Consider the following 26633-nt stretch of genomic DNA (forward strand, 5'->3'; position numbering starts at 1 on the left):
TCAAGACACACCCCTGTCAGCCGCAGCCGGCCGCGCCAGGCCAATCCCGGCCAGCCGGCGGTACAGGGTCACGCCGAGCCAGCCTGCCACGGCAAGGCTGACAATGCCATGCGCCAGTGCTGCGCCAGTCACCCCGGCGGTGTGCACCGCCATCCATGCCAGCGGCACTCCGGCCAGCGCCACCAGCGCCATGCCGAGCAGCGTGATGCCCCGCAGCTCCAGCGCGATGGCTGCCGCCCATTCGATATCGGCGACCGACCGCAGGACAAACGACACGAGCAGGATGCCGAAGATCAGCCCGTCGTCCTGGCTGGCTGCCTTGCCCGCCATCATCAGGATGGCATCGCACGCCAGCCAGAGCGCGCCCGCCATCGTCAGCGTAGCAGCCAGCGTCCATGCCAGTTGCCGCCCGAGCAGCTTCCGGACCCCCGATCCTCCCTGATGCGCGGCACGCGCCAACGCGGGCCCGGCCGTGGTGGCAATGGCCGCGTGCGCGAGCGTCTGCACGGCGTTGGCGATGGCCCAGAGGAACACATAGCGCCCGAGTTCCTCGGCAGGCAACAGCGCGGCCCCGAGAAAGCGCTCGGCATACTGCAAGCCAGCAAGCAGGATCGCAGCCAGATAGATGGCAGCCCCCGCGCGCCAGACGTTCAGCAGCCTCCCCGCCGGCCGGGCCTCCGGCAGGCGACGCGGCTGGACCGGCGCGGATGAGCACCCGCGCAGGCCCAGGATCAGGTACCACCCGATGGCAATGACCAGCACATCGCCGCAGATCCACAGCATCAGCACGGCCAGCATGCTGCCGATGACACCGCTGGCCAGTCCGGCGATGGCAAGCAGCGCCCACAGCCCGTTACGCGCGAACATCAGCCACGACGCCGCGCGAGTTTGATGCAACGCGAACAGGTAGCCGCTTACCTCGAAGGCCTGGTGCTCCACCATGACCAGCACCGCGATGACCACCGCTATCGGCGCCGTGAAATAGTCCGGCGGCGCGATCCCGCCATACCGCCAGAGCAGCGTGCCCCCTGCCGCCAGCAGGCCGTAGCAGGCCGCATGGACGCCGGCGAGCCGTCCGATGTCCCCGAGCGCTGCCGCCGGGATGCTGGCCAGCCGTCGGTTGCATTCGGCGGAGAAACCCAGCCCCAGCATCTTGGTGCCGATCACCGCCGCCGCCACGGCCATGCCGTACTGCGCCATCGCTGCATACCCCAGCTCCCGCGCAATCGCCAGCGTGAGGGCGAACTTGGCGCCCAGCGACAACGCGCGCAACGCCAGCCTCATCAGCATCGGACATCCATCGGACTGGCTGGGCCATATGGCCACGTGCCACGCAGCGTGGCGACGATCTCCTGCCGCTGCGCCCGTAGCGTGGCGGCGCGCGCCTGCAGTCCGGCGTGGAACGACGCCACCGCTGCCGGCGCAAGCACGGTGTCGAGCACGTCGGACGCCTGGAAATCGGCGGCGTTGCTGACCCAGTCCGTCAGCCCCAGATCCTCGTACGCGCCGAAGCCCTTGCGCTCGTAGCTCAGATGGTAGGCCGGCACACCGGCCAGGACCGATTCCAGCGCGCCATGCAGCCGCACCGACACCACTGCGTCCGGGCGATCGTTGCGCAGCACGTCCCGCAGCAACCCGTGCGGCGTCAAGCCAAGCGCGCGATAGAACGCCGTATCGTCATTGCCGCGCACCGCGCTCTGCACGGCGAACGATACCCGGCATTCACACCGCAGCCGCTCGATCAGCCGGCGCAGCATCAGCCTGTAATGCTCGCGCCGATCGGGATGCCAGGCCGGCGCTTCTCGCAGCACCATGCAGACGTTGCGGACGCGATGCTGGCGGCTTTGGGCTGCCTCGGCGGATGCCACTGCCCCGCCCAGCCGATGACCCAACTCCAGCACGGCCAGATCGGGGGCCCGCCGCACGTTGGCGCGGCCATCGAGCCACGCCAGCGACCGGTGATCGCGGACATAGTCACGCGCCAGCGTCCCCAGTTGCCTTGCCAAGCCATCGCCCAGGCTGGACGACGGGCCGCCCGGCCCGGCTACGACAGGCCCGATGCTCTGCGGCAGGTAGATGGCCGGGCGCCCGGACGCTGCCGCCGCGCGCAGCTGCACCAGATGGCCGGCCTGCAGTTTGAGCGCCTGCCAGGTATTGCGTGCACGCAGATAGCCACCGCCCACGCCCACGATCACGTCGGCCGAATCCAGCACCCGGGCAAGGCGCCGCGTCTCGGCGGTTGGTATGGCGACCAGCGCCAGCCCGCACGCCCAGACGCGACGCCAGCCTTGCCGGGCAATCACCGGGGCGGGCAGGACATGATCCATGTCCCCGAATGAAGCGGGGTCCGATGCGACGAGCGTGATCTGGCAGTGCTGTCCCAGCGCCTCCCGGATCATGCGGACAGACAGATCCACCAGCAGGCCGTCTCCGGCATTGCGCCGGCTGTAGGCGTGGAGCAGCGCCACGCGGCAGATGCGCGCCATCGTCATGTACGCTCCTCGACAAGCTGGCGATAAACCGCGGCAGTGCGCGCGACCATGGCCTGCGCGGTGTAGCGGCCCAGCGCGGCCGCGCAACGGCTCGCCAAGCGCCCGCGCAGCGCCGCGTTGGCGTACAGCGTGCGCACCGCCCCGGCCATGGCCTGGGGGTCGTCCTGATTCACCACGACAAGGCCGATCTGCTCGGCATCGACCAGTTCGCTGGCCCCGGCCACGCGCGCCGTCACAATTGGCAGCCCGGCCGCCATCGCTTCCAGATAGACATAAGGAAATCCCTCGTAGCGGCTGGGCACCAGCAGCACGTCGAATGCAGACAGGTACTTCCGCGCAAGGTCGACCCTGCCGATCACCCGCACATTGGCTGGCAGGCGCTCAACCGGCCGCCCGGCCGCCGCCTGGAGATCGCCGGTCCCGATCAGGGCGAACTCCAGCGCGCCGCCGACATCGGCCTGAAGCAGTTCGGCCACCCGCACCAGCCGATCCAGTCCCTTTTGATGCGCAAACCGGCCGACAAAGCCGACCATGAACCGCGTAGGGTGCAGGCCCAGTGCGGCCCGTGCCGCATCGCGCCCCAGCAGGCAGACCGGCTGCACGCCGTTGGGAATCGTCACGATGCGGGACGACGGAATACCCAGCGACTCTTGCGCATGCCGTGCCTCCGTCTGCGATACGGCAATCAGGCGATCGGTACGGTGGCGGCCGAGCAATGCTTCCACGCCGCCGAACACCCGGCGCTGAAGCCTGGATAACGACGGATTGAGCGTGTACAGCGCATGCGGCGTGTACACCTGGCGCCATGGCCCCCGGCAGGCCCGGGCCAGCACGCCCGCCTTGGAACTATGACTGTGCACGATGTCGGGCCGCACGCGGGCCAGCAGGCGGGACAGATTCCAGCAGGCCGGCACGTCGCGCCAGCCGATACGTCGCGGCATCGGCAGGCAGGTCACACTGGCACAGCAATGCCGCACCGACGCGTCGATGACGGCCGGGTCCAGCCTGTCACCGGCCGGCACCGCCAGGTGCACGTGTTCGCCCAGCGCCGCGAGCCCGCGCACGAGGTCCGCAAGATGCGTTGCAACGCCGCCCGCCGCCGCCTCGGCCACGATCATCACGTTCAAGGGCGATCCGGGGCTCATGCCACGCCCCCGTCGCGCCGTCGCCGGAAGCTGAAGCCACGAGGCCGCGTGCGCCCCGGCATATCCGCGCCATACCCGCCGTAGCCAGCATAGGGATAGCCGTAGCACCCCAGGCGAGGCACCAGATCGTTCAGGACCACGCCACCCACGGCCGCGCCGCACTGGCGCAACTGCTTGCACGCCGCGGTCAGATCGGCCAGCCGCGAATGGCCCGCCCGAGCCACCAGCAGCACCAGGTCGGCATGCCGCGCCAGCCGGGCCGCGTCGGCGGCGGCCAGTGCGGGGGGTGTGTCGATCAGCACGACGTCGTAGCGCTGGCGCGCTTCGCCGAGCAGCGTGTCGACGTCCGCGCGGGCGAGCATGTCGCCAACATGGGGCTGCGGATCGCCGCAACTGATCAGGTCCAGGCCACTGGCCAGTTCCCGCTGCACCACCTGCTGCCAGTCGGCTGCATGGGCCAGCACTTCGGACAGGCCCGGGGCGGCGCCGCGCCCGAACATCCAGTGCAGGGTGCCGCGGCGCATATCGCCATCGATCAGCAACACCTTCTGCCCGGCCGCAGCCAGCACGGCTGCCAGATTGGCGCTGACGAACGTCTTGCCGGCCGCGGGCTCGCTGCCCGTCACCAGCAGCACGTTGCGCTCACGGCTCAAGCTGGAAAGCTGCAGCGCCGTCAGCAGGCTGCGCAGGCTTTCGATGGCCGGATCGGATTTCGCCACACCGCACAACAATCGCTCGTCGGGGCGCTGCCGCGCCGCATCCAGCGCCGCCTGCCGGGCCGAGCGCGGCACCACCCCCAGCACCGGTACACCCAGAACATGCTCGATCTCGTCCGGCTCGCTGACGGCGCTGGCCATCCAGTCGGCGGCGAATGCTGCGCCGGCCCCTGCAACGATGCCCGCAAGCATGGCCGCGACCAGCACCATCAGGCGATTCGGCGCCACGGGGTCCTCGGCCACCTCGGCCGGATCCACCACCCGTGCACTGGCCACGCGCCCCGCCTTCATCAGCGCCAGTTGCTGCGCGCTGCCCAGCAGCGACGTGTAGCGCTCGGTGGCGATCCGAACATCGAGTGCCAGTTGCGCGGTCTGCCGCTGCAGCGCCGGCAGGCCGCGCATCACCTTTTCCATGTCCTGCTGCTTCTGCCTGACCACGTCGAGCTGGCGATCGATGGCCATCACGCCCGGATGGGCTTCGGTAAAGCGTGTCACCAGTTCCTGCCGCTTCTGGGTGAGCCAGAGTCGCTGCGTGCCGGCGTCGGACGCGGCCTTGAGGGCGAGCCTCGCCTCCTCGTTCAGGTCCACCACGCCGTGCCGCGCCGTCATTGACGTGTAACGGTCCTGGGCCGCCTCCAACTCTTGCTTGAGGCTCGGCAACTGCCGTTCGAGGAACACCAGTGACTGCGCCGCCTCCGCCGACTTGCGTTCGACGTTCTGCCGCACATACTGGTCGCCGATCTCTCGCACCAGCGCCCGCAGCCGCTCGGGATCATGCCCGGCCAGCGTGACGATCAGCACGCCAGACTGGCGGGCCTTCTCCTGAACGACCAGCCGCTTGCGCACGTCGGCCACGGTCTTCCGCCAGGAATGGCGTACCAGTTCGAACCGGGCATCCGGCTGGCACGCGCAAGCCGCCACCTGTACCCGGAAGTCACCCACGGCGGTGGACCGCACCTGCTCGATGCCCGCGCGGACCCGCATCGGCACGTCGAGCCCCGGCCCCTCAAGCCGCCAGCCTTCGCTTTCCATGGTCAGCACAAACGGCTCGCCCTCCAGGCCGGCCGGGACATCGAAACGCACCACCTCCGGCACGGGTCCCGGCGCGGCGCGCCAGCGCGCCAGCCAGCTGCTGGCGGCCGGCTCGATGCCAATATGCAGGCGCAGCTTGTCCACCGCCCGCTCCACGACGAGCCGGGAGCCGATGATCTGCGTTTCGGCCGCCGGCGACGACTTCATGTCGAACAGGGACGCCGCATCGCCCAGCAGGCTCCATGTCGACGACGACGTGGCCGCGTCGTCCAGCTGGATCATCATGTCGGCCTGGTAGACGGGCCGCGCCAACAGGACGTAGGCCATGCCAGCCAGCGCGAAGGCCATGGCGATGCCGAGCGCCAACCGCCGATAGTGCGACAGCGCCGCAACCAGGCGCCCAATCGTCACGTCGGTCCGGGCAGTGGAGGACTTGAGCGGTGGCAGCGTCATCGCGCGTCCTGCCGCTGTAGCGCCCGGATGCGCGGCGCCCAGTCCCGCACGCCCTCGCCCAGGCACGCAAATGCATGCTCGAAAGCCGTCCGCGACCGCCCGCGCGGGTCCGCCACGTCGCCCACCGTGCGATCGCCCAGGCGGAACACCCGCCCCGAGTGCATGGGGTAGCGCAGTTGCAGCGCGGACTTTTGCGCCTCCTCCATCACCAGGACCAGGTTCGCCGCGCTGATCCGCACCCCGGTCAGTTGCTCGGCGCGATGGCCGGTCAGGTCGAGGCCGGCATCGGCCGCCACCGCACAGGCGCGGGGATCGGCCGGTGCACCCACCGGCGCCGCCAGCCCGGCCGACCACACGGTGAGATCGGGCAATGCCTGACGCAGCAGCGCCTGTGCCATCGGACTCCGGCAGAGATTGCCCACGCACACGACAAGGACGATCATTTCAGGACGTTGGCGGTGGAGTTGACGTACTGGGCGCTCGGAATCAACTGGTTCACGACCCGCGCCCAGCGCGTGATGTCTCCGGCGTCGACGTAGACCACGTCGCGCGGCTGCAGCGGGAACCCTTCGGCCAGCGCCATCGCCACCGGGGAGGCGGCGTCCAGGTGGAACACTTCGGGGCGGCCCGAGTCGTGCCTGCGCACCACGTAGATCTGCCGCGGGTCGCTGGTCTGCGGATTCACGCCGCCCGCTTCGCCGAGCGCTTCGTTAAGCGTCAGGCGGCCGTTGCGCGGCAGCACCGCGACGGGCTTGTTGACCTCGCCCAGCACGAATACCTTGCCGTCCTCGCGCTGTTCCACGCGCACGATGTCGCCGCTGCGCAACTGGATGTCTGCGGGGTTGCGCCCGGCGCGCAGCAGTGCCGGCAGGTCAACAACCCAGCTCCGCGCCTTGCGGGAAATCCGGATCCGGCTGCTGTCGCCGGTATTGACGTTGACACCGCCGGCCCGGCCTAGCGCCTCGATCAGGGTCATCGGCACGTCGTCCACGTATTGCGGCCCCGGCAGCCTGACCTCGCCGTCCAGGTATATCCGCTGGCTGCGGTACGCCAGCACCCGCACCGTGACCTGGGGCTGGCGCACCACGCCGGCCAGCGCACGGGTCAGGCGCGTGCGCACCTGGTCGACCGTAAGGCCGGCCACTTTGACCACACCCGCGTAGGGAAACTGGATGTCGCCGTGATGGCTGACGACGTAGCCGGGCACGCTGGCCGCTCCGCTATAGCCGGGAATTTCGTAGCCGATGCCAACGGTGTAGGTCTGGCTCGGAAAGACCAGCTCGGGATGGTCCCACACGACGATGGACAGGATATCGGCGGGTCCGATACGGTAGGGCTGCACCGCGCCCAACAGGTCGTCGATGTCCTGGGTGCTGCGCGTCGATCTCAGCGCGTTGACCAGGTCCCACGAAATCGGCGTCACGCCGTCCGGGGCGCTCGCCGCCGGCGCATCGCGGTCGACCCGCATCCCGGGCGCCCATGCGCAGCCAGCAAGCAGGGTGCCGGCCAGCAAAAGCGCCATCGTGATTTGACTTCGCATGGAATCCCGCCTCGTTCAGAAGGCGCGATACTAGCGAGAACCCCGCTGCAAGTTTCTAGGATTAATCCGAAAACGCAGGCCAGCCTGACGGCGGGCCACGGTTCCACGCCCGGCTTGCGATGGCGCCAACCGTTCTGGCTGCGTCTGCGCAGCGGGCGCGGGCAAGGCGCCTTAGCCTTGCGCGTCCGCCGGTGGCGCCGCGCGCAGCCCTTCGAGGAAGCGGATCACCGTGTCGGCCTCGCGGGTGCGCGTGAACGGCGGCAGGCTCTGCCAGATCTGGCGCCCGTAGGGCTTGTCCACCAGCCGGGTGTCGCAGATCGTCAGCACGCCGCGATCCGATTCCGACCGGATCAGCCGCCCCGCGCCCTGCTTCAGCGTGATCACCGCATGCGGCAACTGGTGCACCGCGAACGGGCTCAGCCCCTTTTTCTGCAGCACCTCCATGCGCGCGGCCAGCACCGGGTCATCGGGCGGCGCGAACGGCAGCTTGTCGATGATGACCAGCGACAGCGCCTCGCCGCGTACGTCCACCCCTTCCCAGAAGCTCTGGCTGCCCACCAGCACCGCGTTGCCCAACTGGCGGAAGCGGTCCAGCAGTTCGGTGCGGCTGGCCTGGCCCTGCACCAGCAGCGGCAGGTCGATGCCCCGCGCGGCGAACAGGTCGTACAGCATGTCAGACGCCTTCTGCACCGCGCGCAGCGTCGTGCACAGCAGGAAGGTCCGCCCGCCGGCCGCCTCGATCAGCGGCAGCGCCTTTTCCACCACGGCCTCGGTGAACTGGGGCGAATTGGGCGGCGGCATGTCGCGCGGCACGTACAGCAGGCCCTGCTTGGCGTAGTCGAACGGGCTCGGCAGCGTCAGCGACTGTTCCTTCGGCAGTCCGAGCTGCGCCGCGTAGTGCGCGAAATTGCCCTTGACCGACAGCGTGGCCGATGTGAAGACCCAGGCGCGCGGCTGGCCCTCGCGCTGGCGCGTGAAGATCGGCGCGATCGACAGCGGCGTGCGGTGCAGTTGCACCGTGTGCGAGAAGACTTCCACCCAGCGCACGGTATCGGGCCCTAGCTGGGCCGGTTCGGGCGCCGGTGCGACGTCGTCGGTGGCGGCGGGCGTCTCGCCTTCCGCCGGAGCGGCCGGGGCGGGCGGCGGGCCGGTGCGGTCGTCGCGCCAGGCTTCCAGCCGCTCGGACAGCTCCACGGCGCGCCGATGGCACTGCTCCAGCGTCTCGGCCCGCTCGGCCTGCGACGCCAGCGCCTCCACAAAGCCCGCCAGCGCCTCTTCCAGCGCGTCGAGCGTCTCGTAGAACGGCTCGGCGGTACGCGGATCGGCGTCGATCTGGCCCATCGCCATGCGCACGTTGTCCCGGCCAAACGCCAGCCGCAGGTCGCGCGCCGCGCGTTCCACCGGGGCGCCCAGCGCCACCCAGTCCACGGCGTCGCGCGCGTGGGACAGCCCCTCGGCCACCGTGTCGCGCGCCAGTTCCAGCAACTGGCTGGTGGACAGCGTCTCGCCGAAGAACAGCGTGGCGGTCTCGGGTAGCTGGTGGGCCTCGTCGAAGATCACGGTGTTGGCGGCGGGCAGCAGCTCGGCCATGCCGGTATCGCGCAGCACCACGTCGGCAAAGAACAGGTGATGGTTGACCACCACCACGTCGGCCTGCTGCGCCTCCTTGCGCGCCCGCATCACAAAGCATTCCTTGTAGTGCGGGCATTCGCTGCCCAGGCAGTTGTCGCGCGTGGACGTCACCATCTGCCAGACCGGCGCGTTCTCGGGCACGGCGGCCAGTTCGGCCTTGTCGCCGGTGGTCGTGGTCTGGGCAAAGCGCCCGATGTCGCGCAGCCACGCCGCGTCCTGCTTCGACGCCAGCCGGCCGCTGGCCTGCGCGCGCTCCAGGTGGTAGTGGCACAGGTAGTTGGCGCGGCCCTTGAGCAGCGAGACCGACACCGGCACGTTCAGCGCGTGCCGCACGGTGGGGATATCGCGCTGGAACAGCTGGTCCTGCAGGTTCTTGGTACCGGTGGACAGGATGACCTTGCCGCCCCAGAGCATGGCCGGCACCAGGTAGGCAAAGGTCTTGCCGGTGCCGGTGCCGGCCTCGACGATGACCGTGTCGTTGCGCGCGATGGCATCGGCCACGGCCTCGGCCATCTTCTGCTGCGACGCCCGCGGCCGGTAGCCGGGGATGGCCGTGGCCAGCGTCCCGGTCTCGGCAAACATCTGCGAAAGCTGCGCGGACTGCGTGGCCGCCTGGCTGGCCGATGCGGCGACCAGGGCGTCGGCCAGCGTGTCGGTTTGCTGGTCGGTCTGCTGGTCGGCAGGCTGGTCGGCCGCCGGGCCCGCGGCGCCGTCGGCGGCGGGGTCGTGGGCGTCAGGCGTCGGGGCGGCAGCGGACAGGAGGTCGTCGGTGGAAGCTGGCAAGGTGGGGAGTGTCTTGTGTCGCCCCGGCCGGGCGTTGCGCCGGGGGCGGTGTGTGCTGCGGGTGCCAGGTGTCAGGCGGGAACGTCGGGCTCCAGATGCAGTTGCAACAGCGTGATTGCATCCTTGAGCTTCAGGCGGCGCTTCTTGAGCCGGCGCAGTTGCAGTTCGTCGTGGGTCGGGTCGGCGGACAGGCGGTCGATCATGTCGTCGAGGTCGCGATGCTCGATCTGCAACTCGATGATCTGCCGCTCCAGCGTATTGAGGTTTTCATCCATGGTCGATGCTCCCTGGCGGCCGCTGGCGGCCAGCCGCCCGGCCGTGCCACACGAATCAGAAGCCGAACGGGCTGGGCGTGGAGCCCTGGCTGCCCTGCTTCTTCTTTTCCTCGGCCTTGGCGCGCCGCTCGTCCAGTTCTTTCTGGCGGCGCACGGCGTCGGCCTGCTTCTGCTGGTAGGACTGCACGTTCTCCTGCCGCTGGCGGGCCTGCTCGGCGCCCTTCTGCTGCGCCTCGGTCATGCGCGTGTTGAAATCGTCCTGCTTCTTCTGGTACGCCTCGGCGTTGGCGGCCCGCTGGGGCGCCTGCTGGCCGGTCTGCGCGTCGCGCAGCGCCTGTTCCTGCTGCTTGCGGTCGAACGCCTCGCGGCTGGCCTGCTCGTTGGCCGCGCGGCCCGGCTGGGCCGCTTCGTACTCGGCGCGGCGGATGGCCTGCTCGCGGTCGCGCCGGGCGGCGTTGAAGGCGCGCTCGGCGTCGCCCACCTCCAGGTCGCGCTCGCGCAGCACGTGCAGTTCCGCGCGCTGGACTTCCTTGGCCTGCTCGATGCAGCGGTTGACCAGGAACTTGCCGTAGCACTCGCGCTCGGCCAGCGCGAAGCGGTAGTTGGTCCACGCGCGCGAATCGCCGATGGCCTTGCGTTCGGCGTCGAAGTCGCGGGGCTTGCCGGGGTCCGCGGGCAGCGCGGCCGTCGCGGCGGGCGCGGACGCCTGCGCATGGGCGGCGCCCAGGGGGGCGGCCAGCAGGCAGGCGGCCAGTGCGAGCGGGAAAACCGGGGAGGAAGTCATGTAAACCAGGCGAGCCATGACGGCCGGAAGGGGCTTGACGATCATGCCGCGATTCTAGCATCCGGGACCCATCGCCACGGCGCCGCGCGTGGCGCCCGGGCGCCGTCGCCGGCGGGCGCCGAAAAGACGGGGGAAAAGGTGTCTTCCCGTCACCGGAGCGGCCCGGCGCTTGTGGCACAATGCCCCGCTTTCGACTGACACGTATTCTCGATGTCCAATCTGCCTGCTTCCGTCCTGCAAAAGATTGTGTCGCTGATCGCGGCCGAACTGTCCGTGCAACCCCGCCAGGTGGCGGCCGCCGTCGGCCTGCTGGACGAAGGCGCCACGGTGCCCTTCATCGCCCGCTACCGCAAGGAAGTGACCGGCAACCTGGACGACACGCAGCTTCGCAACCTCGAAGAGCGCCTGCTGTACCTGCGCGACATGGAAGACCGCCGCGCGACCATCCTGGCCTCGATCGAGGAACAGGGCAAGCTCACCGACGCGCTGCGCGCGGCCATCGAGGCCGCCGAGACCAAGCAGACGCTGGAAGACCTGTACCTGCCCTACAAGCCCAAGCGCCGCACGCGCGCCCAGATCGCGCGCGAGTGCGGGCTGGAGCCGCTGGCCCAGGCGCTGCTGGCCGACCCAACGCTCGACCCGCAGGCCGAGGCCGCCAAGTACGTCAACGGCAATCCCACCGCCGATGGCGGCGTGCCCGACGTCAAGGCCGCGCTCGACGGCGCGCGCGACATCCTGTCCGAACAGTTCGGCGAGACGGCCGAGCTGCTGGGCAAGCTGCGCGACCACCTGTGGCAGAACGGCGTGGTGACGTCGTCGGTCATGGAGGGCAAGGAGACGGCCGAGGAAGAGAAATTCCGCGACTACTACCAGTACAGCGAAACCATCCGCACGGTGCCGTCGCACCGCGCGCTGGCGCTGTTCCGGGGCCGCAACGCCGGCGTGCTGCTGGTCAAGCTGGGCCTGGGCGAGGAGCAGGACGCGATGGTCCCGCACCCGTGCGAGACGATGATCGCGCGCCATGTCGGCATCGAGAACCGCAACCGCCCGGCCGACAAGTGGCTGGGCGACGTCTGCCGCTGGTGCTGGCGCGTCAAGGTGCAGCCGCACCTGGAAACCGAACTGCTGACGCAGTTGCGCGAGACGGCCGAGGGCGAGGCGATCAAGGTGTTCGGCCGCAACCTGCACGAACTGCTGCTGGCCGCGCCGGCCGGCCCCAAGTCCGTTATGGGGATCGACCCGGGCATCCGCACCGGGTGCAAGGTGGCCGTGGTGGACCACACCGGCAAGCTGCTGGAAACGGCGACGATCTACCCGCACGAGCCGCGCCGCGACTGGAACGGCTCGCTGGCCACGCTGGCGCGCCTGGCCAGACAGCACAACGTGGCGCTCTGCTCCATCGGCAACGGCACCGCCAGCCGCGAGACCGACAAGCTTGTGCAGGACCTGATGAAGGCCGCCCCCGAGCTGAAGCTGACCAAGATCGTGGTCAGCGAGGCCGGCGCGTCGGTCTATTCGGCGTCCGAGCTGGCCGCCAAGGAATTCCCTGATCTGGACGTTTCGCTACGCGGCGCGGTGTCCATCGCCCGCCGCCTGCAGGACCCGCTGGCCGAGCTGGTCAAGATCGATCCGAAGTCGATTGGCGTGGGCCAGTACCAGCACGACGTGAACCAGCGCGAGCTGGCCCGCGCGCTGGACGCCGTGGTCGAGGACTGCGTGAACGCGGTGGGCGTGGACGTCAATACGGCGTCGGCCCCGCTGCTGGCGCGGGTGTCGGGCCTGAACGCGGTGCTGGCGCGCAATATCGTCGATTTCCGCGATGCCAACGGCGCCTTTCCGAACCGCGACGCGCTGAAAAAGGTGCCGCGCCTGGGCGACAAGACGTTCGAGCAGGCCGCCGGCTTCCTGCGGATCAACACCGGCGACAACCCGCTGGACCGCTCGTCGGTGCACCCGGAGGCGTATCCGGTGGTGCAGAAGATCCTGGACCACATCAAGAAGGGCCTGCCCGATGTGATGGGCAACCGCGACGCGCTGCGCGGCCTGTCGCCGCAGGAGTTCGCCGACGACAAGTTCGGCCTGCCGACCGTGCGCGACATCCTGACCGAACTGGAAAAGCCGGGCCGCGACCCGCGCCCTGAGTTCAAGACCGCGACCTTCCAGGAAGGCGTGGAGGACGTGAAGGACCTGCAGCCGGGCATGATCCTCGAAGGCGTGGTCACGAACGTGGCGGCCTTTGGCGCGTTCGTGGACATCGGCGTGCACCAGGACGGGCTGGTCCACATCTCGGCGCTGTCGAGCAAGTTCGTCAAGGACGCCCACGAGGTGGTCAAGGCCGGTCAGATCGTCAAGGTCAAGGTCATGGAGGTGGACGTCAAGCGCAACCGCATCGGCCTGACCATGCGCCTGGACGACGAGCCGGGCCAGCAAGCCCCCCGCACGGGCGGCGGCGACCGCAGCAACGACCGCGCCCCGCGCGGCGGCGGCAACCGCGGCTTCGGCGGCGGCCAGCGCCAGCCGGATACGCAGGGCGCGATGGCCGCCGCGTTTGCGAAGCTGAAGCGCTGAGCGGAAAGGGCTGCGCGGGCGGAGCTTCCGTCCGCTGGCTGGTTTGCTTCCCTCTCCCGCGCGCCGCCAGTTCTCGCTCCCCTCTCCCGCGCGCCGCCGTTTCTCGCTCCCCTCTCCCGCGCGCCGCCGTTTCTCGCTCCCCTCTCCCGCGCGCGGGAGAGGGGTTGGGGGTGAGGGCGTTGCGGTGCAAATTGCGACCTGTCGTTGCTTGACCCGCCGGCCCTCACCCCCGGCCCCTCTCCCGCAGGCGGGAGAGGGGAGAAAAACGTAGGCCAGCTCAAGCCCGCCTCCCAAAACAAAAACGCCCCGCATCCGCGGGGCGTTTTTCCTGGCAACCGCCAAGTTCTCACATCTCAAATCTCGACCTTGGTGCCCAGTTCCACCACCCGGTTGGCCGGGATCGAGAAGAAGTCCGACGGCTTGGCGCCGTTCTGATGCATCCACGCGAACAGGCGCTCGCGCCACATCGACATGCCGGGCAGCTTGGACGGGATGACGGTCTCGCGGGCGATGAAGAACGACGTCTCCATCAGCTCGAAGTGCATGTCGAGCTTGCGCTGGGCCAGGTCGAGCACACGGTTCACGTCCGGGGTCTCCTTGAAGCCGTACTCCGAGGCCAGGATGAACACGCCGCCGCCCAGGTCCTTGCAGGTCAGGCGGTGGTCGTCGTCCACGTAGGGAATGTCGCGCGTGACAAAGCTCAGGAACACCACGCGCTCATGCAGCACGCGGTTGTGCTTCAGGTTGTGCAACAGCGACACCGGCACGGACTCGGTGCTGCCCGTCAGGAACACGGCCGTGCCTTCCACGCGGTGCGGCGGGTGGGCCAGCAGGCCGGCGATGAACGGCTCCAGCGGAATGCCGTCCTCCAGGCTGCGCGCGCGCAGCAGCTTGCGGCCGCTGTGCCACGTCATCAGCAGGAAGAACGCCGTGCTGCCCATCAGCAGCGGGAACCAGCCGCCCTCGGCCACCTTGAGCAGGTTGGCCGAGAAGAACGACAGGTCGACGATCAGGAACGACGCGCCGAGCACGGTCACCAGCACGCGGTTCCACTTCCAGAACCGGCGCATGACGATCACGGCCAGGAACGTCGTGATCAGCATCGTCGTGGTCACCGCGATGCCGTAGGCGGCGGCCAGGTTCTCGGACTTGCGGAACGACAGCACCACCGCAAACACCAGCACCAGCAGCGCCCAGTTGATCACCGGCAGGTAGATCTGGCCGATTTCCGCCGCCGACGTGTACTGGATCCGCATGCGCGGCAGGAAGCCGAGCTGGATGGCCTGGCTGGTCAGCGAGAACGCGCCCGAGATGACCGCCTGCGACGCAATCACGGTGGCCGCCGTGGCCAGCAGCACCATCGGCAACTGCAACAGGTCTGGCACCATCAGGAAGAACGGGTTCTCGATGGCCTGCGGGTTGCTCAGCAGCATCGCGCCCTGGCCGAAGTAGTTCAGCATCAGGCACGGCATGACCATCACGAACCAGCCGTAGCGGATGGGCCTGGCGCCGAAGTGGCCCATGTCGATGTACAGCGCCTCGGCGCCGGTCAGCACCAGGAACACGCTGCCCAGCACGATGAACGCCTGCAGCGAGTGCTCCAGCAGGAACGAAATGCCGAACCACGGGTTGATGGCGGCCAGGATGTACGGCGACTGGATCAGGTTGTAGACGCCCAGCCCGCCCAGCGCCAGGAACCACGCCACCATGATCGGGCCGAACAGCTTGCCCACCGCGCTGGTGCCGTGGCGCTGGATGAAGAACAGCACGCAGAGGATGGACAGCGTGATCGGGATCACGAAATGCGACAGCCCCGGCGCGGCAATCTCCAGCCCTTCCACGGCCGACAGCACCGAGATGGCCGGCGTGATCACCGCGTCGCCATAGAACATGCAGGCGCCGAAGATGGCCGACATCATGATCAGCTTGGCCATGCGCGACCGGGGCGCCGCCGTGCGCAGCGCCAGCGCCATCAGCGCCAGCACGCCGCCTTCGCCGTTGTTGTCTGCCCGCATGACGAACAGCACGTACTTGATCGACACCACGACGATCATCGCCCAGAACAGCAGCGAGATGATGCCGAGCACGGCTTCGTGGCTGAACGGGATGCCGTGGTCCTTGCTGAAACACTCCTTGAGCGCGTACAGGGGGCTGGTGCCGATGTCGCCAAAGACGACGCCGATCGCGCCGATCACGAGCGCACGGGTGCTCGGGCTTTCGACGAAATAATGGCTGGTAGTTGCGGATTGGGTCATGGATTTGGGTCAGGTGAACCGGCTCGCGCCTCTACGTGCCCGACTCTGGCTGCGCGGGCGTGACACCACGGCGCAGTCCCTCCAAAGTGAATCTCCAGGCACATCTTCTCTCACGCTAGCGGCTCCGGTCCCCGGTGGGGCGTGTTGGCCTTCTCAGTTTCTATTGCATTGCACAAACGCGCGCATTCTAGATGAAGAGTCGTGCGACGACCACTGTGGAAGATGCCGGTGTCCACCGGCACGACCGATCAAGCATGGGAAAGAAGGCGGAGATGGTCAAGCCCGGCCTGCGCGGCGCGCGAGCCACGGGCGCCGGGCGGGACGTTGCGAATCGGCGACAGAAGTGGCGCCGGCGCAACCTGATGAAACGCCCGTCAGAATCCTGGCCCGCCCTGTTCAGACGCCCAGGTAGCGGTCAAGCGCGGCCGGCGCGGCGGCCAGCTGGGCGGCGGGCCCGGCCATGACCACCAGCCCCTTTTCCAGCACGACCACGCGGTCGGCATGGGCCAGCACGGCGCGATAGTTGCGGTCCACCACGATCGACGCGATGCCGGTGCCGCGCACGGTGGCAATCACGTTCCAGATCTCGTGGACGATGCGCGGCGCCAGGCCCTCGGTGGCCTCGTCCAGGATCAGGCAGTCCGGGTTGGTCATCAGCGCCCGGCCAATCGACAGCATCTGCTGCTCGCCGCCCGACAACTGCTGCCCGCCGTGGCCCAGCCGTTCCTTGAGCCGGGGGAAGAGGTCGAGCACGCGGGCCTCGTCCCAGTCCCGGCGGCCGTTGCAACCGGGCCGCGCGGCCATCAGCAAGTTCTCCCGGACGCTCAGATTCGGGAAAATGCCACGTCCCTCGGGCACGTAGGCGATACCCAGCCGGGCCACCTCGTGCGGCCGCGCGCGCGACATCTCGCGCCCGGCCACGTGGATCTTGCCCTCGCGCTCGCGCACGTGGCCCAGCAGCGTCCGCAGCAGCGTGCTCTTGCCCATGCCGTTGCGGCCCAGCAGGCCCACGGTCTCGCCGGCGTTGACGTGGAAGTCGATGCCGCGCAGCACGTGGCTGGACCCGTACCAGGCGTTGAGCCCGCTGGCGTCGATGATCGGCGTGGGATTCATGCGCCGGCCTCCTCTTCCTCGCCCAGATAGGCCAGTTGCACCTCGCGGTTGGCCCGGATGCCGGCCGGATCGCCCGACGCGATGACCGTGCCGTTGACCATCACCGTGATCCGGTCGGCCACGGCGAAGACCGCTTCCATGTCGTGTTCGACCAGCAGGATGGCGTGGCCCTCGCGCAGCCCGCGCAGCAGGTCGAGCATGCGGGCCGATTCCTCGGCGCCCATGCCGGCCAGCGGTTCGTCCAGCAGCAGCGCCACGGGTTCGGTAGCCAGGCACATCGCCACTTCCAGCTGGCGCTTCTGGCCGTGCGCCAGTTCGCTGGCGACGCGATTCGCATGCTGGGCCAGCCCGGCGCGTTCCAGCGCCTCGTCGGCCAGCGCGCGGCTGGTGCGGCAGCCCTGCGCCGGCTCCCAGAGCCGCCACGCGCGCTGCGCCCGCGACTGGGCCGCCAGCCGGCAGTTCTCGCGCACGGTCAGCGGCAGGAAGATGTTGTTGCGCTGGTAGCTGCGCCCCACCCCGTGGCGCGCCAGCCGCGGCTGCGGCCAGCCCGTGACGTCCTGGCCCTGCAGGTGCAACCGCCCCTCTGACGGCGGCAGCTCGCCCGACAACAGGTTGATCAGCGTCGACTTGCCCGCGCCATTGGTGCCGATGACGGCGTGGATTTCGTTCAGGTGCAGCGACAGGTCCACCTGGTTGACCGCGGTCAGGCCGCCAAAGCGGCGCGTCAGCATGTCGGCCTGCATGACCGGTACCGGGTTGCGCGCGTTCATACGGCCTCCCGGCTGTGCGGGGCGGCGGCGTCGGCGCTGCCGCCGTCGGCCCCGTCCGGGCGCCGCGTCCGGCGTGGCGACCGGTGGCGCAGCACCGCCGGCACGCTGACCAGCCCGCGCGGCAGCAGCGCCACGGCCGCGATGATGAAGCCACCCATCAGCAACTGCCAGTGCTTGGTCAGCGACCCGAACCATTCGGCCAGCAGCACGAACGAGAACGCGCCCAGCACGGCGCCGGCCAGGCTGCCCACGCCGCCCAGGATCACCATCAGCATGGCGTTGCCCGACTGGTGCCACGACGCGATCTCGGGGTTCACAAAGCCGAACTGGATCGCGTAGAGAAATCCCGCCAGCCCGGCCAGCATGCCGCCGGCCACAAAGGCGCCCAGCTGGTAGCGATAGGTGGCAAACCCGGCCGCCCGCATGCGCTGCTCGTTATGGCGGATGCCCACCAGCGCGTGGCCAAAGCGCGACCGCAGCAGCAGCGCCAGCAGGCCCAGCGTCAGCAGCAGCGCGGCCAGCACCAGCCAGTAGAAGCGCACCGGATCGTTGACCGTCAGCGGCAGTTCCGAGAACAGCCCGAACTCGGGCCGGAAGTAGATATAGGTGCCGTCGCTGCCGCCCGCGATCTTGGTGTCGTGGAACACGAAGTAGACCATCTGCGCAAACGCCAGCGTGACCATGATGAAGTAGATGCCGCGCGTGCGCAGCACCAGCGCCCCCACCACCAGCGCCAGCGCCCCGGCCGCGCCCACGCCGGCCAGCATCAGCAGCCAGCCGTTGCCCGCGCCGCTCTGGGGCGCCAGCATGGCCGTGGCATAGGCCGACATCGCAAAGTAGGCCGCATGGCCCAGGCTGACCAGCCCGGTGTAGCCGATCAGCAACTGCAGCGACAGCGCGAAGATCGCCATGATCATGACCTTGCTGAGCAGCTCGATGTAGTACTTGTGGCTGTCGGCGGTCAGCACCATCGGCGCCGCGCAGAGCAGGCCAAAGGCGACCACCCAGCCGGCCGCGGCCAGCCAGGGCGGACGCCGCGGCACCACCGGCTCAGGGGTTTCGGTGTTGGATTGCATGTCGATATCCGTCAAATTGGGTGCTCCCCTCTCCCGCTTGCGGGAGAGGGGTCGGGGGAGAGGGCCTGGCGGTTCCAGGCCTGACCGGTCGGCATACGAAGCGCCGCGCCCTCTCCCCCAGCCCCTCTCCCGCGATGCGGGAGAGGGGAGCAGACCGGCGGTACATTCCCTACCCCGCCTTGAACAGCCCCTGGGGCTTCCACAGCAGGATCACGGCCATCAGCAGGTACACCAGCACGCCGGCGGCGTCCTGCCAGAACACCTTGCCGAACGTGTCGACGAAGCCGATCAGCAGCGACGCCACCAGCGCGCCCTTGACCGAGCCGATGCCGCCGATCACGACCACCACGAAGCAGATGATCAGCACCTGGCCGCCCATGCCCGGGTACACCGACGACACCGGCGACGCGATCATCCCGGCCAGCACGGCCAGCGCCACGCCCAGCGCGAACACAAAGCGGTACAGCACGGTCACGTTGATGCCCAGCGACTGCACCATCTCGCGGTTCGACGCGCCCGCGCGGATCATCATGCCCACGCGGGTGCGGCGGATCACGTAGTACATCGCGCCGGCCACCAGCAGGCAGATGGCCGAGATGAACAGCCGGTAGACCGGATAGGTCATGTCGTTGCCGATGGGCAGCGCGCCGTCCAGCAGCGCGGGCACCGGCACGCCGTGCACGTCGTCGCCCACCAGGATGCTGCGCAGTTCCTCGAACACCAGGATCAGGCCGTAGGTCATCAGCACCTGCTGCAGGTGGTCCCGCTGGTACAGGTAGCTGAAGAACGCCCATTCCAGCACGTAGCCGAACGCCACGGCCAGCACGATGCCCAGCGGCAGCGCGATGAACAGGTTGCCCGTCAGGCTGGCCAGCGTGAACGCCAGGTAGGCGCCGAGCATGTAGAAGCTGCCATGGGCCAGGTTGATCACGCCCATGATGCCGAAGATCAGCGTGAGCCCGCTGGCCACCAGGAACAGCAGCAGGCCGTACTGCACGCTGTTCAGGCACTGGATCAGAAAGGAGACGATGTCCATGGCGATGCCGGCGCGCTGCCGTCCGGGGAGTCCTGGGGGTCGGTGGGGTCGGTGAATTCGGGAGGGTCGATGGGCGCGGCGCGGGGGGCGCCAGGCCGGCGCCCCGCTGCGTCAGAGCCGGCAGCCGCGCGCCGGATCGGCCAGCGCCTTCACGGCCACGCCGCTGACCTTGTTCTCGCGCCCGTCCACCTTGCGCAGGTAGAAGTCCTGCACCGGGTTGTGCGCCTTCGACAGCGTGAACGCGCCGCGCGGGCTGTCCACCCGGGCCGATTCCATGGCCTTGATGATGTCCGGCTTGCGCGTCATGTCGCCCTTGACCGCGTTGGCGCCCACGGCCAGCAGCTGGGCCGCGTCGTAGCCCTGCACGGCGTACACGTCGGGCTGGAGCTTGTACATCTTGGCGTAGTCGAGCCGGAAGGTCTTGTCGCGCGCGTTGCTGAGGCCGTCGGCATAGTGCAGCGTGGTTTCCAGCCCCTGCGCGGCGGCGCCCTGGGCGTCCAGCGTGCCGTCGGTCAGGAATCCGGACGCGTAGAGCGGAATCTTGTCCTTGAGCCCGGCCGCCTGCCAGTCCTTGACGAACTTCACCGCGCCGCCGCCGGCGAAGAACACGAACACGGCGTCCGGCTTCAGCGACGCCACCTCGGTAATCAGCGCCTGGAACTCGACGTTCGGGAACGGCAGGCTCAGTTCCTTGACCACCTTGCCGCCCTTGGCCTCGAACGCCTCCTTGAAGCCCTTGACCGACTGCTCGCCGGCCGCGTACTTCCACGTCAGCGTGACCACCTTCTTCATGCCGCGCTCGGCCAGCACGTGGCCCATGGCATAGCCGGGCTGCCAGTTCGAGAACGACGTGCGGAAGATGTTCGGGCCGCACAGCGGGCCAGTGGCCTCGTCGACACCCGCGTTCGGAATGATCAGCAGCGTGTTGTTTTCCTTGGCCACCTTGACGATGCCCATCTGCACGCCCGAGTGGACCGTGCCGACCACCACGTCGACCTGGTCGCGCTTGACCAGCTTGGTGGCGTTCTCGGGCGCCTTGGCCGGGTCCGATTCGTCGTCGACCTTGAAGTACTCCACATCGCGCCCGCCCAGCTTGCCGCCCTGCTGCGTCACATACATCCGGAAACCGTTCTCGATGGCCGTGCCCAGCGCCGCGTAGGTGCCCGTGTACGGCAGCATGAACCCCACCTTGACCTTGCCCCCGGCGGCCGGCGCGGTCTGGGCGGTGGCCAGGCCGGTGGCGGCCAGCAGCACCGCGGCGGTGCCGGTGGCCAGGGTGGCGGAAAGACGACGAGCGTGCGGCAGCCTGCGCGATGCAATGCGATGCATGGAATCTCCTCCGGATGGTCTCAAGCCAGCGGCGCCGTGCGGCCCGGATCGGGGGCGATCGGCCGCGTCGCCAATTATTTTAGGATTGAAGTATTTGCAGTTATAAACGCCACGGTCGCCGCCGTCAATGCGCCCGTCTGGTCGCGGTGCGGCGAATGCCCACAGCGCGCGAGTTTAAGCAGTACGGTCTGCGGGGCATATCGCTGGATACCCTCGATCTGGGCCATCGTGCCGTACTCGTCGTCCTCGCCCTGCACGGCCAACACCGGGCAGCGGATGCCGTCCAGCAGCGGGCGCAGGTCGAAGTGCCGGAAGGCCGGATCGAGCCAGATGTCGTTCCAGCCCCAGAACGCCGAGTCCACGTCGGCATGGTGGCGCGCCAGCCGCGCGCGCAGGTCGGTGTGCAGGAAGGTGTCGCGCGTGGTGGCGATGCTGCGCACCGACAGGTCCTCCACCACGATGTGCGGCGCCAGCACGGTCAGGCCGTCCACCGCGTCAGGAAAGCTCGCCGCGTGGATCAGCGCGATCGACCCGCCGTCGCTATGGCCCAGCATCCACGGCCGGCCATGGCGCCGGCCCGGCCCGATGCCCAGCGCCTCGAACAGCGCGGGCAGCGCCTCGCGCGCCTGGCGGTGCATGAAGTCGACGTCCCACTTTTCGTCCAGCGGGCGCGGCGTGGACCGGCCGTAGCCGTAGCGCGAGAACACCAGCCCCCGGAAGTCGCCCGCCTCGCAGAACTGGCGCGGAAAGTCGCGCCACATGCTGATTGATCCCAGCCCCTCGTGCAGGAAGACGACCAGCGGCCGCCGCTCGCGCCGGGGCCGCAGCCACTGGCACTCGATCTCGATCTGCCGCCCGTCGAACGGAATCCGCACCACTTCGTCCAGCATGTCGCCACCCATTGCCACCCCTCCCCTGCTCCCTGCGCTGCCGGACTACGACAGCCGTGCCGCTTCCTCGCGCTGGCGCAGGCGGAAACGCTGGATCTTGCCCGTGGCGGTCTTCGGCAGCTCCGCCACGCATTCGATCTGGCGCGGATACTTGTACGGCGCCAGCCGGGTCTTGACGAACGCCTGCAGCTCGGCCGCCATGCCGTCGTGCCACTGCTGGCCCGGGCGCAGCACGACGAACGCCTTGGGCTTGACCAGTTCGTCGGCATCGGCCACGCCGATCACCGCCGCCTCCAGCACGGCCGGGTGCTGGGCCAGCGCCGCCTCCACCTCGAACGGCGACACGTAGATGCCGCCAACCTTGAGCATGTCGTCGCTGCGGCCCGCGTAGGTGTAGTAGCCGTCGGCGTCGCGCACGTACTTGTCGCCGCTGCGCGTCCACGCGCCGACGAACGTGTCGCGGCTCTTGTCGCGGTTGCACCAGTACATCAGCGCCGCCGTCGGCCCCTTGATATAGAGGTCGCCAATCTCGCCGTCCGCGCACGGCTCGCCGCGCTCGTCCAGCAGCTTCAGCTCGTAGCCGGGCACGGGCTGGCCCGTGGTGCCGTAGCGCACCGCGCCGGGCCGGTTCGACAGGAAGATGTGCAGCATCTCGGTGGAGCCGATGCCATCCAGGATGTCGCAGCCGAAATGGGCCAGGAAGCGGTCGCCAATATCGCGCGGCAGCGCCTCGCCGGCCGACGTGCACACGCGCAGCGCCACGCTGGCCCGGGCCGGCAGATCGGCGGCCGCCAGCATGCCCGCAAACAGCGTGGGCACGCCGCAGAACACGGTGGGCCGATGGGTAACCAGCCGCTGGAACACGGCCTGCGGCGTCGGGCGCTCGGCCATCAGCACCGTCGTGGCCCCCACCGACAGCGGAAACGTCAGCGCGTTGCCCAGGCCATAGGCAAAGAACAGCTTGGCGGCCGAGAACACCACGTCGTCATCGCGCAGGCCGAGCACGCGCCGGGCGTAGAGATCGGCCGTGTGGAACAGGTTGCCGTGGGTGTGGACCGTGCCCTTGGGCCGGCCCGTGGAGCCGGACGAATAGAGCCAGAATGCCATGTCGTCGGGGCCGGTGGGCGCCACGCGGGCCGTGGGGCGGGCCGCCTCGACCATGCGGGCGACGCTGGCGTCAGCACCGTCTTGCGCGCCCGGCGCCGCGAGGATCAGGTCCGGGGACAGTCCGGACTTGTCGATGGCCGCCTGCATCGTCGCGCGCAGCGGGGCCGACACCACCACGGCCCGCGCGCCGCTGTGCTCCAGCATGTAGGCGTAGTCGTCGACGGTCAGCAGCGTGTTGACGGCCACCGGCACCACGCCGGCCAGCAGGCAGCCCAGGAAGACGGTCGGAAAGTCGATGGTGTCGAGCGCGCAGACCAGCACGCGCTCCTCGCGCCGGAAGCCCGCGTCGTGCAGCGCGCCGGCAAAGCGGCGGCAGCGGTCGTCGAGCGCGGCAAAGGTCAGCGAGGTGGCATCGTCGATGTAGGCGGTCCTGGCGCCCCGCCCGGCCGCGAGGTTGCTGGCCAGCAGGTCGTCGGCGGCGTTGTAGCGGGCCGGCAGCGTGGCCACGACCGGATCGGTCGCGCCGGCGGGCACGGGCGATGCCTGGGATACGGCCGGGCGCACCGCCGACTCTGCCGGGGCGGCAGCGGCGGTGCTCGTCATCGGGGGCGTCATGTCTCCACTCCTCTGGCCATCCGGCACGTCGCCAGCACCACCGCGCGCCCGATCTGGCTTCCAGCAGTTTGTCTTGTTGTTCCGACAGCCATGCGCTGCGCCATCGTTATGACGATGCATTTTATTTCATATCGACTATTATGCAAGCAAGGGTATGCACTATATGGCAGTGCCATGGTGCCCGCCTTGGCCAGCCGCCACGCATTTTGCTGCACGTATAATGCGGCGCCGATCGACCCGCCCTTCCTGTCTACGACTGCCTGCATGCGCCGCGACCCCGACACGCTCCTGACGCCCGACCAACCCGCCGCGCCCCACGCGGAGCCGCGCGCCGCCGAACGGGACCCCTACCTGACGCACCTGGGCGAGCGGATCCGCTCGCTGCGCGCCGCGCGGGGCATGTCGCGCAAGGACCTTGCACGGGGCGCCGATGTGTCCGAGCGCTATTTGGCCAATCTGGAGACGGGCACCGGCAATGCGTCGGTGCTGCTGCTGCGGCAGGTGGCCGGCGCGCTCGACGTGCCGCTGCCCGTGGTGCTGGCCGAGGTCGACGGTCACGCCGCCGGCCATGGCAGCCCGCGCGCCACCGAGTTCTCGCAACTGGTGCAGTGGCTGGCCCAGCTACCGGCCAGCGATCTGGCGCGCGTGCGCGAGGCAGCCCAGCACGCGCTGTCGCCGGCCGAGTCGCACGACGCGCGCCACCGCCGCATCGCGCTGATCGGCCTGCGCGGCGCCGGCAAGTCGACGCTGGGCCGGGCGCTGGCGGCGGCCGAGGACATGCCGTTCGTCGAACTCAATGTCGCGATCGAGCAGGAAGCGGGCGCGAGCCTGTCGGAAATCCACTCGCTCTACGGCCAGGCCGCCTACCGCCGCTATGAGATGCGCGCGCTCGAACGCGTGCTGCGCGACCACGACACGATGGTGCTGGCCACGCCCGGCAGCCTGGTGTCGGAACCGGCCACGTTCAACCTGCTGCTGTCGCGCTGCCTGACGGTCTGGGTGCGGACGTCGCCCGAGGAACACATGGCGCGCGTGGTGGCCCAGGGCGACATGCGGCCGATGGAAGGCAATCGCGAGGCGATGACCGACCTGCGCCGCATCCTGCAGGCGCGCAGCCCGCTCTATGCCCGGGCCGACGTGGCCATCGACACCAGCGGCCAGGACGCCGCCTCGTCACTCCAGGCGCTCCAGACGCAACTGCGGCAACTCACCGCCCCCTGACCCTTCTCCCGGTCCAGACAACCCATCGCACGGCGGGCCTTGCATCGCCTCCGACGATGCACTATATTTCATCGCAAATGAAATAGCACTATAGTGCATCAAGGAGACGCCCCCATGTCGACGACGGACCTCGCCATCGAATCCCCCGCCGCGCCGGTGACCTTCGAGCGTCACCCGGACCACTACCGCCACTGGCAACTCACGTTCGACGGCCCGGTCGCCACGCTGGCCATGAACGTGGACGAGGAAGGCGGCCTGCGCCCCGGCTACGCGCTGAAGCTCAACTCGTACGACCTGGGCGTGGACATCGAACTGCACGACGCGCTGCAGCGCATCCGCTTCGAGCACCCCGAGGTGCGCACCGTCGTCCTGACCAGCATGAAGGAACGCATCTTCTGCTCCGGCGCCAACATCTTCATGCTGGGCAAGTCCAGCCATGCGTGGAAGGTGAACTTCTGCAAGTTCACCAACGAGACGCGCAACGGCATCGAGGACGCCAGCCGCCATTCCGGCATCAAGTTCATCGCCGCCTGCAACGGCACCACGGCCGGCGGCGGCTACGAGCTGGCGCTGGCCTGCGACGAGATCGTGCTGATCGACGACCGGTCGTCGGCCGTCAGCCTGCCCGAGGTGCCGCTGCTGGGCGTGCTGCCCGGCACCGGCGGCCTGACCCGCGTGACCGACAAGCGCCGCGTGCGGCGCGACCACGCCGACATCTTCTGCCTGACCACCGAGGGCGTGCGCGGCCAGCGCGCCAAGGACTGGCGGCTGGTGGACGAAGTGGTCAAGCCGGCCCGCTTTGCCGAACACGTGCGCGAGCGCGCGCAGGCGCTGGCGGCCGGCAGCGACCGGCCGGCTGGAGACGCCGGCGTGCCGCTGACGCCGCTGTCGCGCCAGGCCAGCGATGCCGGCTATGTCTATGACACCGTGCGCGTCGACATCGACCGCGCCGCCCGGCACGCCACCATCACCATCGCCGGGCCGGTCGGCGGCCAGCCGTCCGACCTCGCCGGCATCGTCGCGACCGGCGCGCAGTGGTGGCCGCTGAAGATGGCGCGCGAACTCGACGACGCCATCCTGACGCTGCGGACCAATCATCTCGACATCGGCATGTGGCTGCTGAAGACCCAGGGCGACGCCGCGCAGGTGCTGGCCGCCGACGCGCTGATGGACGCCCACGCGAGCCACTGGTTCGTGCGGGAGACCATCGGCATGCTGCGCCGCACGCTGGCGCGGCTCGATGTGTCGTCGCGCAGCCTCTTCGCGCTGGTCGAGCCAGGCTCGTGCTATGCCGGCACGCTGCTGGAACTGGCGCTGGCCGCCGACCGCAGCTACATGCTGCAACTGCCCGACTCGCCCGGCCAGGCGCCGCGCCTTTACGCCGATGCTGCCAATTTTGGCCGTTATCCGATGCCGAACGGCCTGACCCGGCTGGCCGCCCGGTTCTACGAGGACGCCGACGCGCTGGCCGCCGTGCGCGCGCAGGCCGGCCAGCCGCTGGACGGCCCGGCCGCCGAGGCGCTGGGGCTGGTCACCGCCGCGCCGGACGACATCGACTGGGAAGACGAGATCCGGATCGCCATCGAGGAGCGCGCGAGCCTGTCGCCCGACGCGCTGACGGGCCTGGAAGCCAACCTGCGCTTCGGCGGCCACGAAACCATGGAAACGCGCATCTTCGGCCGGCTCACCGCCTGGCAGAACTGGATCTTCAACCGCCCGAACGCCGTCGGCGAGCACGGCGCGCTCAAGGTATTCGGCACCGGCAACAAGGCACGCTTCGACTGGGACCGGGTCTGACCCT

At 69.4% G+C, this 26633-nt stretch carries 20 protein-coding genes; 3 read left to right on the forward strand and 17 right to left on the reverse strand.

Going from position 1 to position 26633, the window contains the following annotated elements; genetic code table 11:
* From QTN24_RS14650 to QTN24_RS14690, 9 genes are all read right to left on the reverse strand, one after another.
* Window positions 1-1290 (reverse strand): polysaccharide biosynthesis protein, encoded by a 1290-nt coding sequence (locus QTN24_RS14650; protein ID WP_313837832.1) that lies wholly within the window; start codon window positions 1288-1290, stop codon window positions 1-3.
* A complete protein-coding gene (locus QTN24_RS14655; protein WP_313837833.1) occupies window positions 1284-2492 on the reverse strand; it encodes a polysaccharide pyruvyl transferase family protein in 1209 nt (402 codons plus the stop codon). Before QTN24_RS14655 ends, QTN24_RS14650 begins: the two co-directional genes overlap by 7 nt.
* Window positions 2489-3610 (reverse strand): glycosyltransferase family 4 protein, encoded by a 1122-nt coding sequence (locus QTN24_RS14660; protein WP_313837885.1) that lies wholly within the window; start codon window positions 3608-3610, stop codon window positions 2489-2491. Before QTN24_RS14660 ends, QTN24_RS14655 begins: the two co-directional genes overlap by 4 nt.
* 23 nt (window positions 3611-3633) lie before the next feature.
* Window positions 3634-5838, reverse strand: a complete 2205-nt coding sequence (locus QTN24_RS14665; RefSeq protein ID WP_313837834.1) for a polysaccharide biosynthesis tyrosine autokinase — start codon at window positions 5836-5838, stop codon at window positions 3634-3636.
* On the reverse strand, window positions 5835-6281 hold the full coding sequence (locus QTN24_RS14670) for a low molecular weight protein-tyrosine-phosphatase (RefSeq protein ID WP_313837835.1): 447 nt from the start codon (window positions 6279-6281) through the stop codon (window positions 5835-5837). The genes QTN24_RS14665 and QTN24_RS14670 overlap by 4 nt, the downstream gene beginning before the upstream one ends.
* Window positions 6278-7378: a polysaccharide biosynthesis/export family protein gene (locus QTN24_RS14675; protein WP_313837836.1), complete on the reverse strand. Its 1101-nt coding sequence runs from the start codon at window positions 7376-7378 to the stop codon at window positions 6278-6280. The genes QTN24_RS14670 and QTN24_RS14675 overlap by 4 nt, the downstream gene beginning before the upstream one ends.
* Window positions 7379-7549: 171 nt before the next feature.
* The gene (locus QTN24_RS14680; RefSeq protein WP_313837886.1) at window positions 7550-9658 is read right to left on the reverse strand and encodes an ATP-dependent DNA helicase; all 2109 of its coding nucleotides are present in this window, start codon (window positions 9656-9658) and stop codon (window positions 7550-7552) included.
* Between the two features lie 206 nt (window positions 9659-9864).
* On the reverse strand, window positions 9865-10068 hold the full coding sequence (locus QTN24_RS14685) for a YdcH family protein (RefSeq protein WP_124684450.1): 204 nt from the start codon (window positions 10066-10068) through the stop codon (window positions 9865-9867).
* A 55-nt stretch (window positions 10069-10123) separates the two neighbouring features.
* Complete coding sequence (locus QTN24_RS14690) at window positions 10124-10852, reverse strand: hypothetical protein (RefSeq protein ID WP_313837837.1); 729 nt, start codon at window positions 10850-10852, stop codon at window positions 10124-10126.
* A 210-nt stretch (window positions 10853-11062) separates the two neighbouring features.
* Here QTN24_RS14690 and QTN24_RS14695 point away from each other — a divergent pair, with 210 nt between their 5' ends.
* The gene (locus QTN24_RS14695) at window positions 11063-13420 is read left to right on the forward strand and encodes a Tex family protein (RefSeq protein WP_313837838.1); all 2358 of its coding nucleotides are present in this window, start codon (window positions 11063-11065) and stop codon (window positions 13418-13420) included.
* Window positions 13421-13773: 353 nt separating this feature from the next.
* Here the strand turns inward: QTN24_RS14695 and QTN24_RS14700 are convergent, their stop codons facing one another.
* The 8 genes from QTN24_RS14700 to QTN24_RS14735 form a co-directional block, all read right to left on the reverse strand.
* Window positions 13774-15675 (reverse strand): potassium transporter Kup, encoded by a 1902-nt coding sequence (locus QTN24_RS14700; RefSeq protein WP_313837839.1) that lies wholly within the window; start codon window positions 15673-15675, stop codon window positions 13774-13776.
* Between the two features lie 396 nt (window positions 15676-16071).
* The gene (locus tag QTN24_RS14705; RefSeq protein WP_124684454.1) at window positions 16072-16788 is read right to left on the reverse strand and encodes an ABC transporter ATP-binding protein; all 717 of its coding nucleotides are present in this window, start codon (window positions 16786-16788) and stop codon (window positions 16072-16074) included.
* Complete coding sequence (locus QTN24_RS14710) at window positions 16785-17558, reverse strand: ABC transporter ATP-binding protein (protein WP_124684455.1); 774 nt, start codon at window positions 17556-17558, stop codon at window positions 16785-16787. Before QTN24_RS14710 ends, QTN24_RS14705 begins: the two co-directional genes overlap by 4 nt.
* On the reverse strand, window positions 17555-18634 hold the full coding sequence (locus QTN24_RS14715) for a branched-chain amino acid ABC transporter permease (RefSeq protein WP_124684456.1): 1080 nt from the start codon (window positions 18632-18634) through the stop codon (window positions 17555-17557). The genes QTN24_RS14710 and QTN24_RS14715 overlap by 4 nt, the downstream gene beginning before the upstream one ends.
* Window positions 18635-18803: 169 nt before the next feature.
* Entirely contained in the window at window positions 18804-19670 is an 867-nt protein-coding gene (locus QTN24_RS14720) for a branched-chain amino acid ABC transporter permease (protein ID WP_124684457.1), read from the reverse strand.
* Window positions 19671-19781: 111 nt separating this feature from the next.
* The gene (locus QTN24_RS14725) at window positions 19782-20999 is read right to left on the reverse strand and encodes an ABC transporter substrate-binding protein (protein WP_313837840.1); all 1218 of its coding nucleotides are present in this window, start codon (window positions 20997-20999) and stop codon (window positions 19782-19784) included.
* Between the two features lie 74 nt (window positions 21000-21073).
* Window positions 21074-21901 carry an alpha/beta fold hydrolase gene (locus tag QTN24_RS14730; RefSeq protein WP_409559028.1) on the reverse strand — a complete coding sequence of 276 codons (828 nt, stop codon included), beginning with the start codon at window positions 21899-21901 and terminating at the stop codon, window positions 21074-21076.
* Window positions 21902-21934: 33 nt separating this feature from the next.
* Window positions 21935-23611 (reverse strand): benzoate-CoA ligase family protein, encoded by a 1677-nt coding sequence (locus QTN24_RS14735; RefSeq protein ID WP_313837841.1) that lies wholly within the window; start codon window positions 23609-23611, stop codon window positions 21935-21937.
* A 264-nt stretch (window positions 23612-23875) separates the two neighbouring features.
* Between QTN24_RS14735 and QTN24_RS14740 the strand changes: the two genes are divergently transcribed.
* Together QTN24_RS14740 and boxC are read left to right on the forward strand one after the other, a co-directional pair.
* Window positions 23876-24832 (forward strand): helix-turn-helix transcriptional regulator, encoded by a 957-nt coding sequence (locus QTN24_RS14740; RefSeq protein WP_313837842.1) that lies wholly within the window; start codon window positions 23876-23878, stop codon window positions 24830-24832.
* 114 nt (window positions 24833-24946) lie between these two features.
* The gene (gene boxC, locus QTN24_RS14745; protein WP_313837843.1) at window positions 24947-26629 is read left to right on the forward strand and encodes a 2,3-epoxybenzoyl-CoA dihydrolase; all 1683 of its coding nucleotides are present in this window, start codon (window positions 24947-24949) and stop codon (window positions 26627-26629) included.
* Window positions 26630-26633 lie beyond the last annotated feature (4 nt).

Source organism: Cupriavidus sp. SZY C1 (genome assembly GCF_032190535.1).
Taxonomy (GTDB): domain Bacteria; phylum Pseudomonadota; class Gammaproteobacteria; order Burkholderiales; family Burkholderiaceae; genus Cupriavidus; species Cupriavidus pauculus_C.

Excerpts from the sequence above, each read along its gene's own strand:
- QTN24_RS14650 (WP_313837832.1), bottom strand. The coding sequence starts at position 1,290 with ATGCTGATGAGGCTGGCGTTGCGCGCGTTGTCGCTGGGCGCCAAGTTC.
- QTN24_RS14655 (WP_313837833.1), bottom strand. The coding sequence starts at position 2,492 with ATGACGATGGCGCGCATCTGCCGCGTGGCGCTGCTCCACGCCTACAGC.
- QTN24_RS14660 (WP_313837885.1), bottom strand. The coding sequence starts at position 3,610 with ATGATCGTGGCCGAGGCGGCGGCGGGCGGCGTTGCAACGCATCTTGCG.
- QTN24_RS14665 (WP_313837834.1), bottom strand. The coding sequence starts at position 5,838 with ATGACGCTGCCACCGCTCAAGTCCTCCACTGCCCGGACCGACGTGACG.
- QTN24_RS14670 (WP_313837835.1), bottom strand. The coding sequence starts at position 6,281 with ATGATCGTCCTTGTCGTGTGCGTGGGCAATCTCTGCCGGAGTCCGATG.
- QTN24_RS14675 (WP_313837836.1), bottom strand. The coding sequence starts at position 7,378 with ATGCGAAGTCAAATCACGATGGCGCTTTTGCTGGCCGGCACCCTGCTT.
- QTN24_RS14685 (WP_124684450.1), bottom strand. The coding sequence starts at position 10,068 with ATGGATGAAAACCTCAATACGCTGGAGCGGCAGATCATCGAGTTGCAG.
- QTN24_RS14690 (WP_313837837.1), bottom strand. The coding sequence starts at position 10,852 with ATGACTTCCTCCCCGGTTTTCCCGCTCGCACTGGCCGCCTGCCTGCTG.
- QTN24_RS14695 (WP_313837838.1), top strand. The coding sequence starts at position 11,063 with ATGTCCAATCTGCCTGCTTCCGTCCTGCAAAAGATTGTGTCGCTGATC.
- QTN24_RS14700 (WP_313837839.1), bottom strand. The coding sequence starts at position 15,675 with ATGACCCAATCCGCAACTACCAGCCATTATTTCGTCGAAAGCCCGAGC.
- QTN24_RS14705 (WP_124684454.1), bottom strand. The coding sequence starts at position 16,788 with ATGAATCCCACGCCGATCATCGACGCCAGCGGGCTCAACGCCTGGTAC.
- QTN24_RS14710 (WP_124684455.1), bottom strand. The coding sequence starts at position 17,558 with ATGAACGCGCGCAACCCGGTACCGGTCATGCAGGCCGACATGCTGACG.
- QTN24_RS14715 (WP_124684456.1), bottom strand. The coding sequence starts at position 18,634 with ATGCAATCCAACACCGAAACCCCTGAGCCGGTGGTGCCGCGGCGTCCG.
- QTN24_RS14720 (WP_124684457.1), bottom strand. The coding sequence starts at position 19,670 with ATGGACATCGTCTCCTTTCTGATCCAGTGCCTGAACAGCGTGCAGTAC.
- QTN24_RS14725 (WP_313837840.1), bottom strand. The coding sequence starts at position 20,999 with ATGCATCGCATTGCATCGCGCAGGCTGCCGCACGCTCGTCGTCTTTCC.
- QTN24_RS14730 (WP_409559028.1), bottom strand. The coding sequence starts at position 21,901 with ATGGGTGGCGACATGCTGGACGAAGTGGTGCGGATTCCGTTCGACGGG.
- QTN24_RS14735 (WP_313837841.1), bottom strand. The coding sequence starts at position 23,611 with ATGACGCCCCCGATGACGAGCACCGCCGCTGCCGCCCCGGCAGAGTCG.
- QTN24_RS14740 (WP_313837842.1), top strand. The coding sequence starts at position 23,876 with ATGCGCCGCGACCCCGACACGCTCCTGACGCCCGACCAACCCGCCGCG.
- boxC (WP_313837843.1), top strand. The coding sequence starts at position 24,947 with ATGTCGACGACGGACCTCGCCATCGAATCCCCCGCCGCGCCGGTGACC.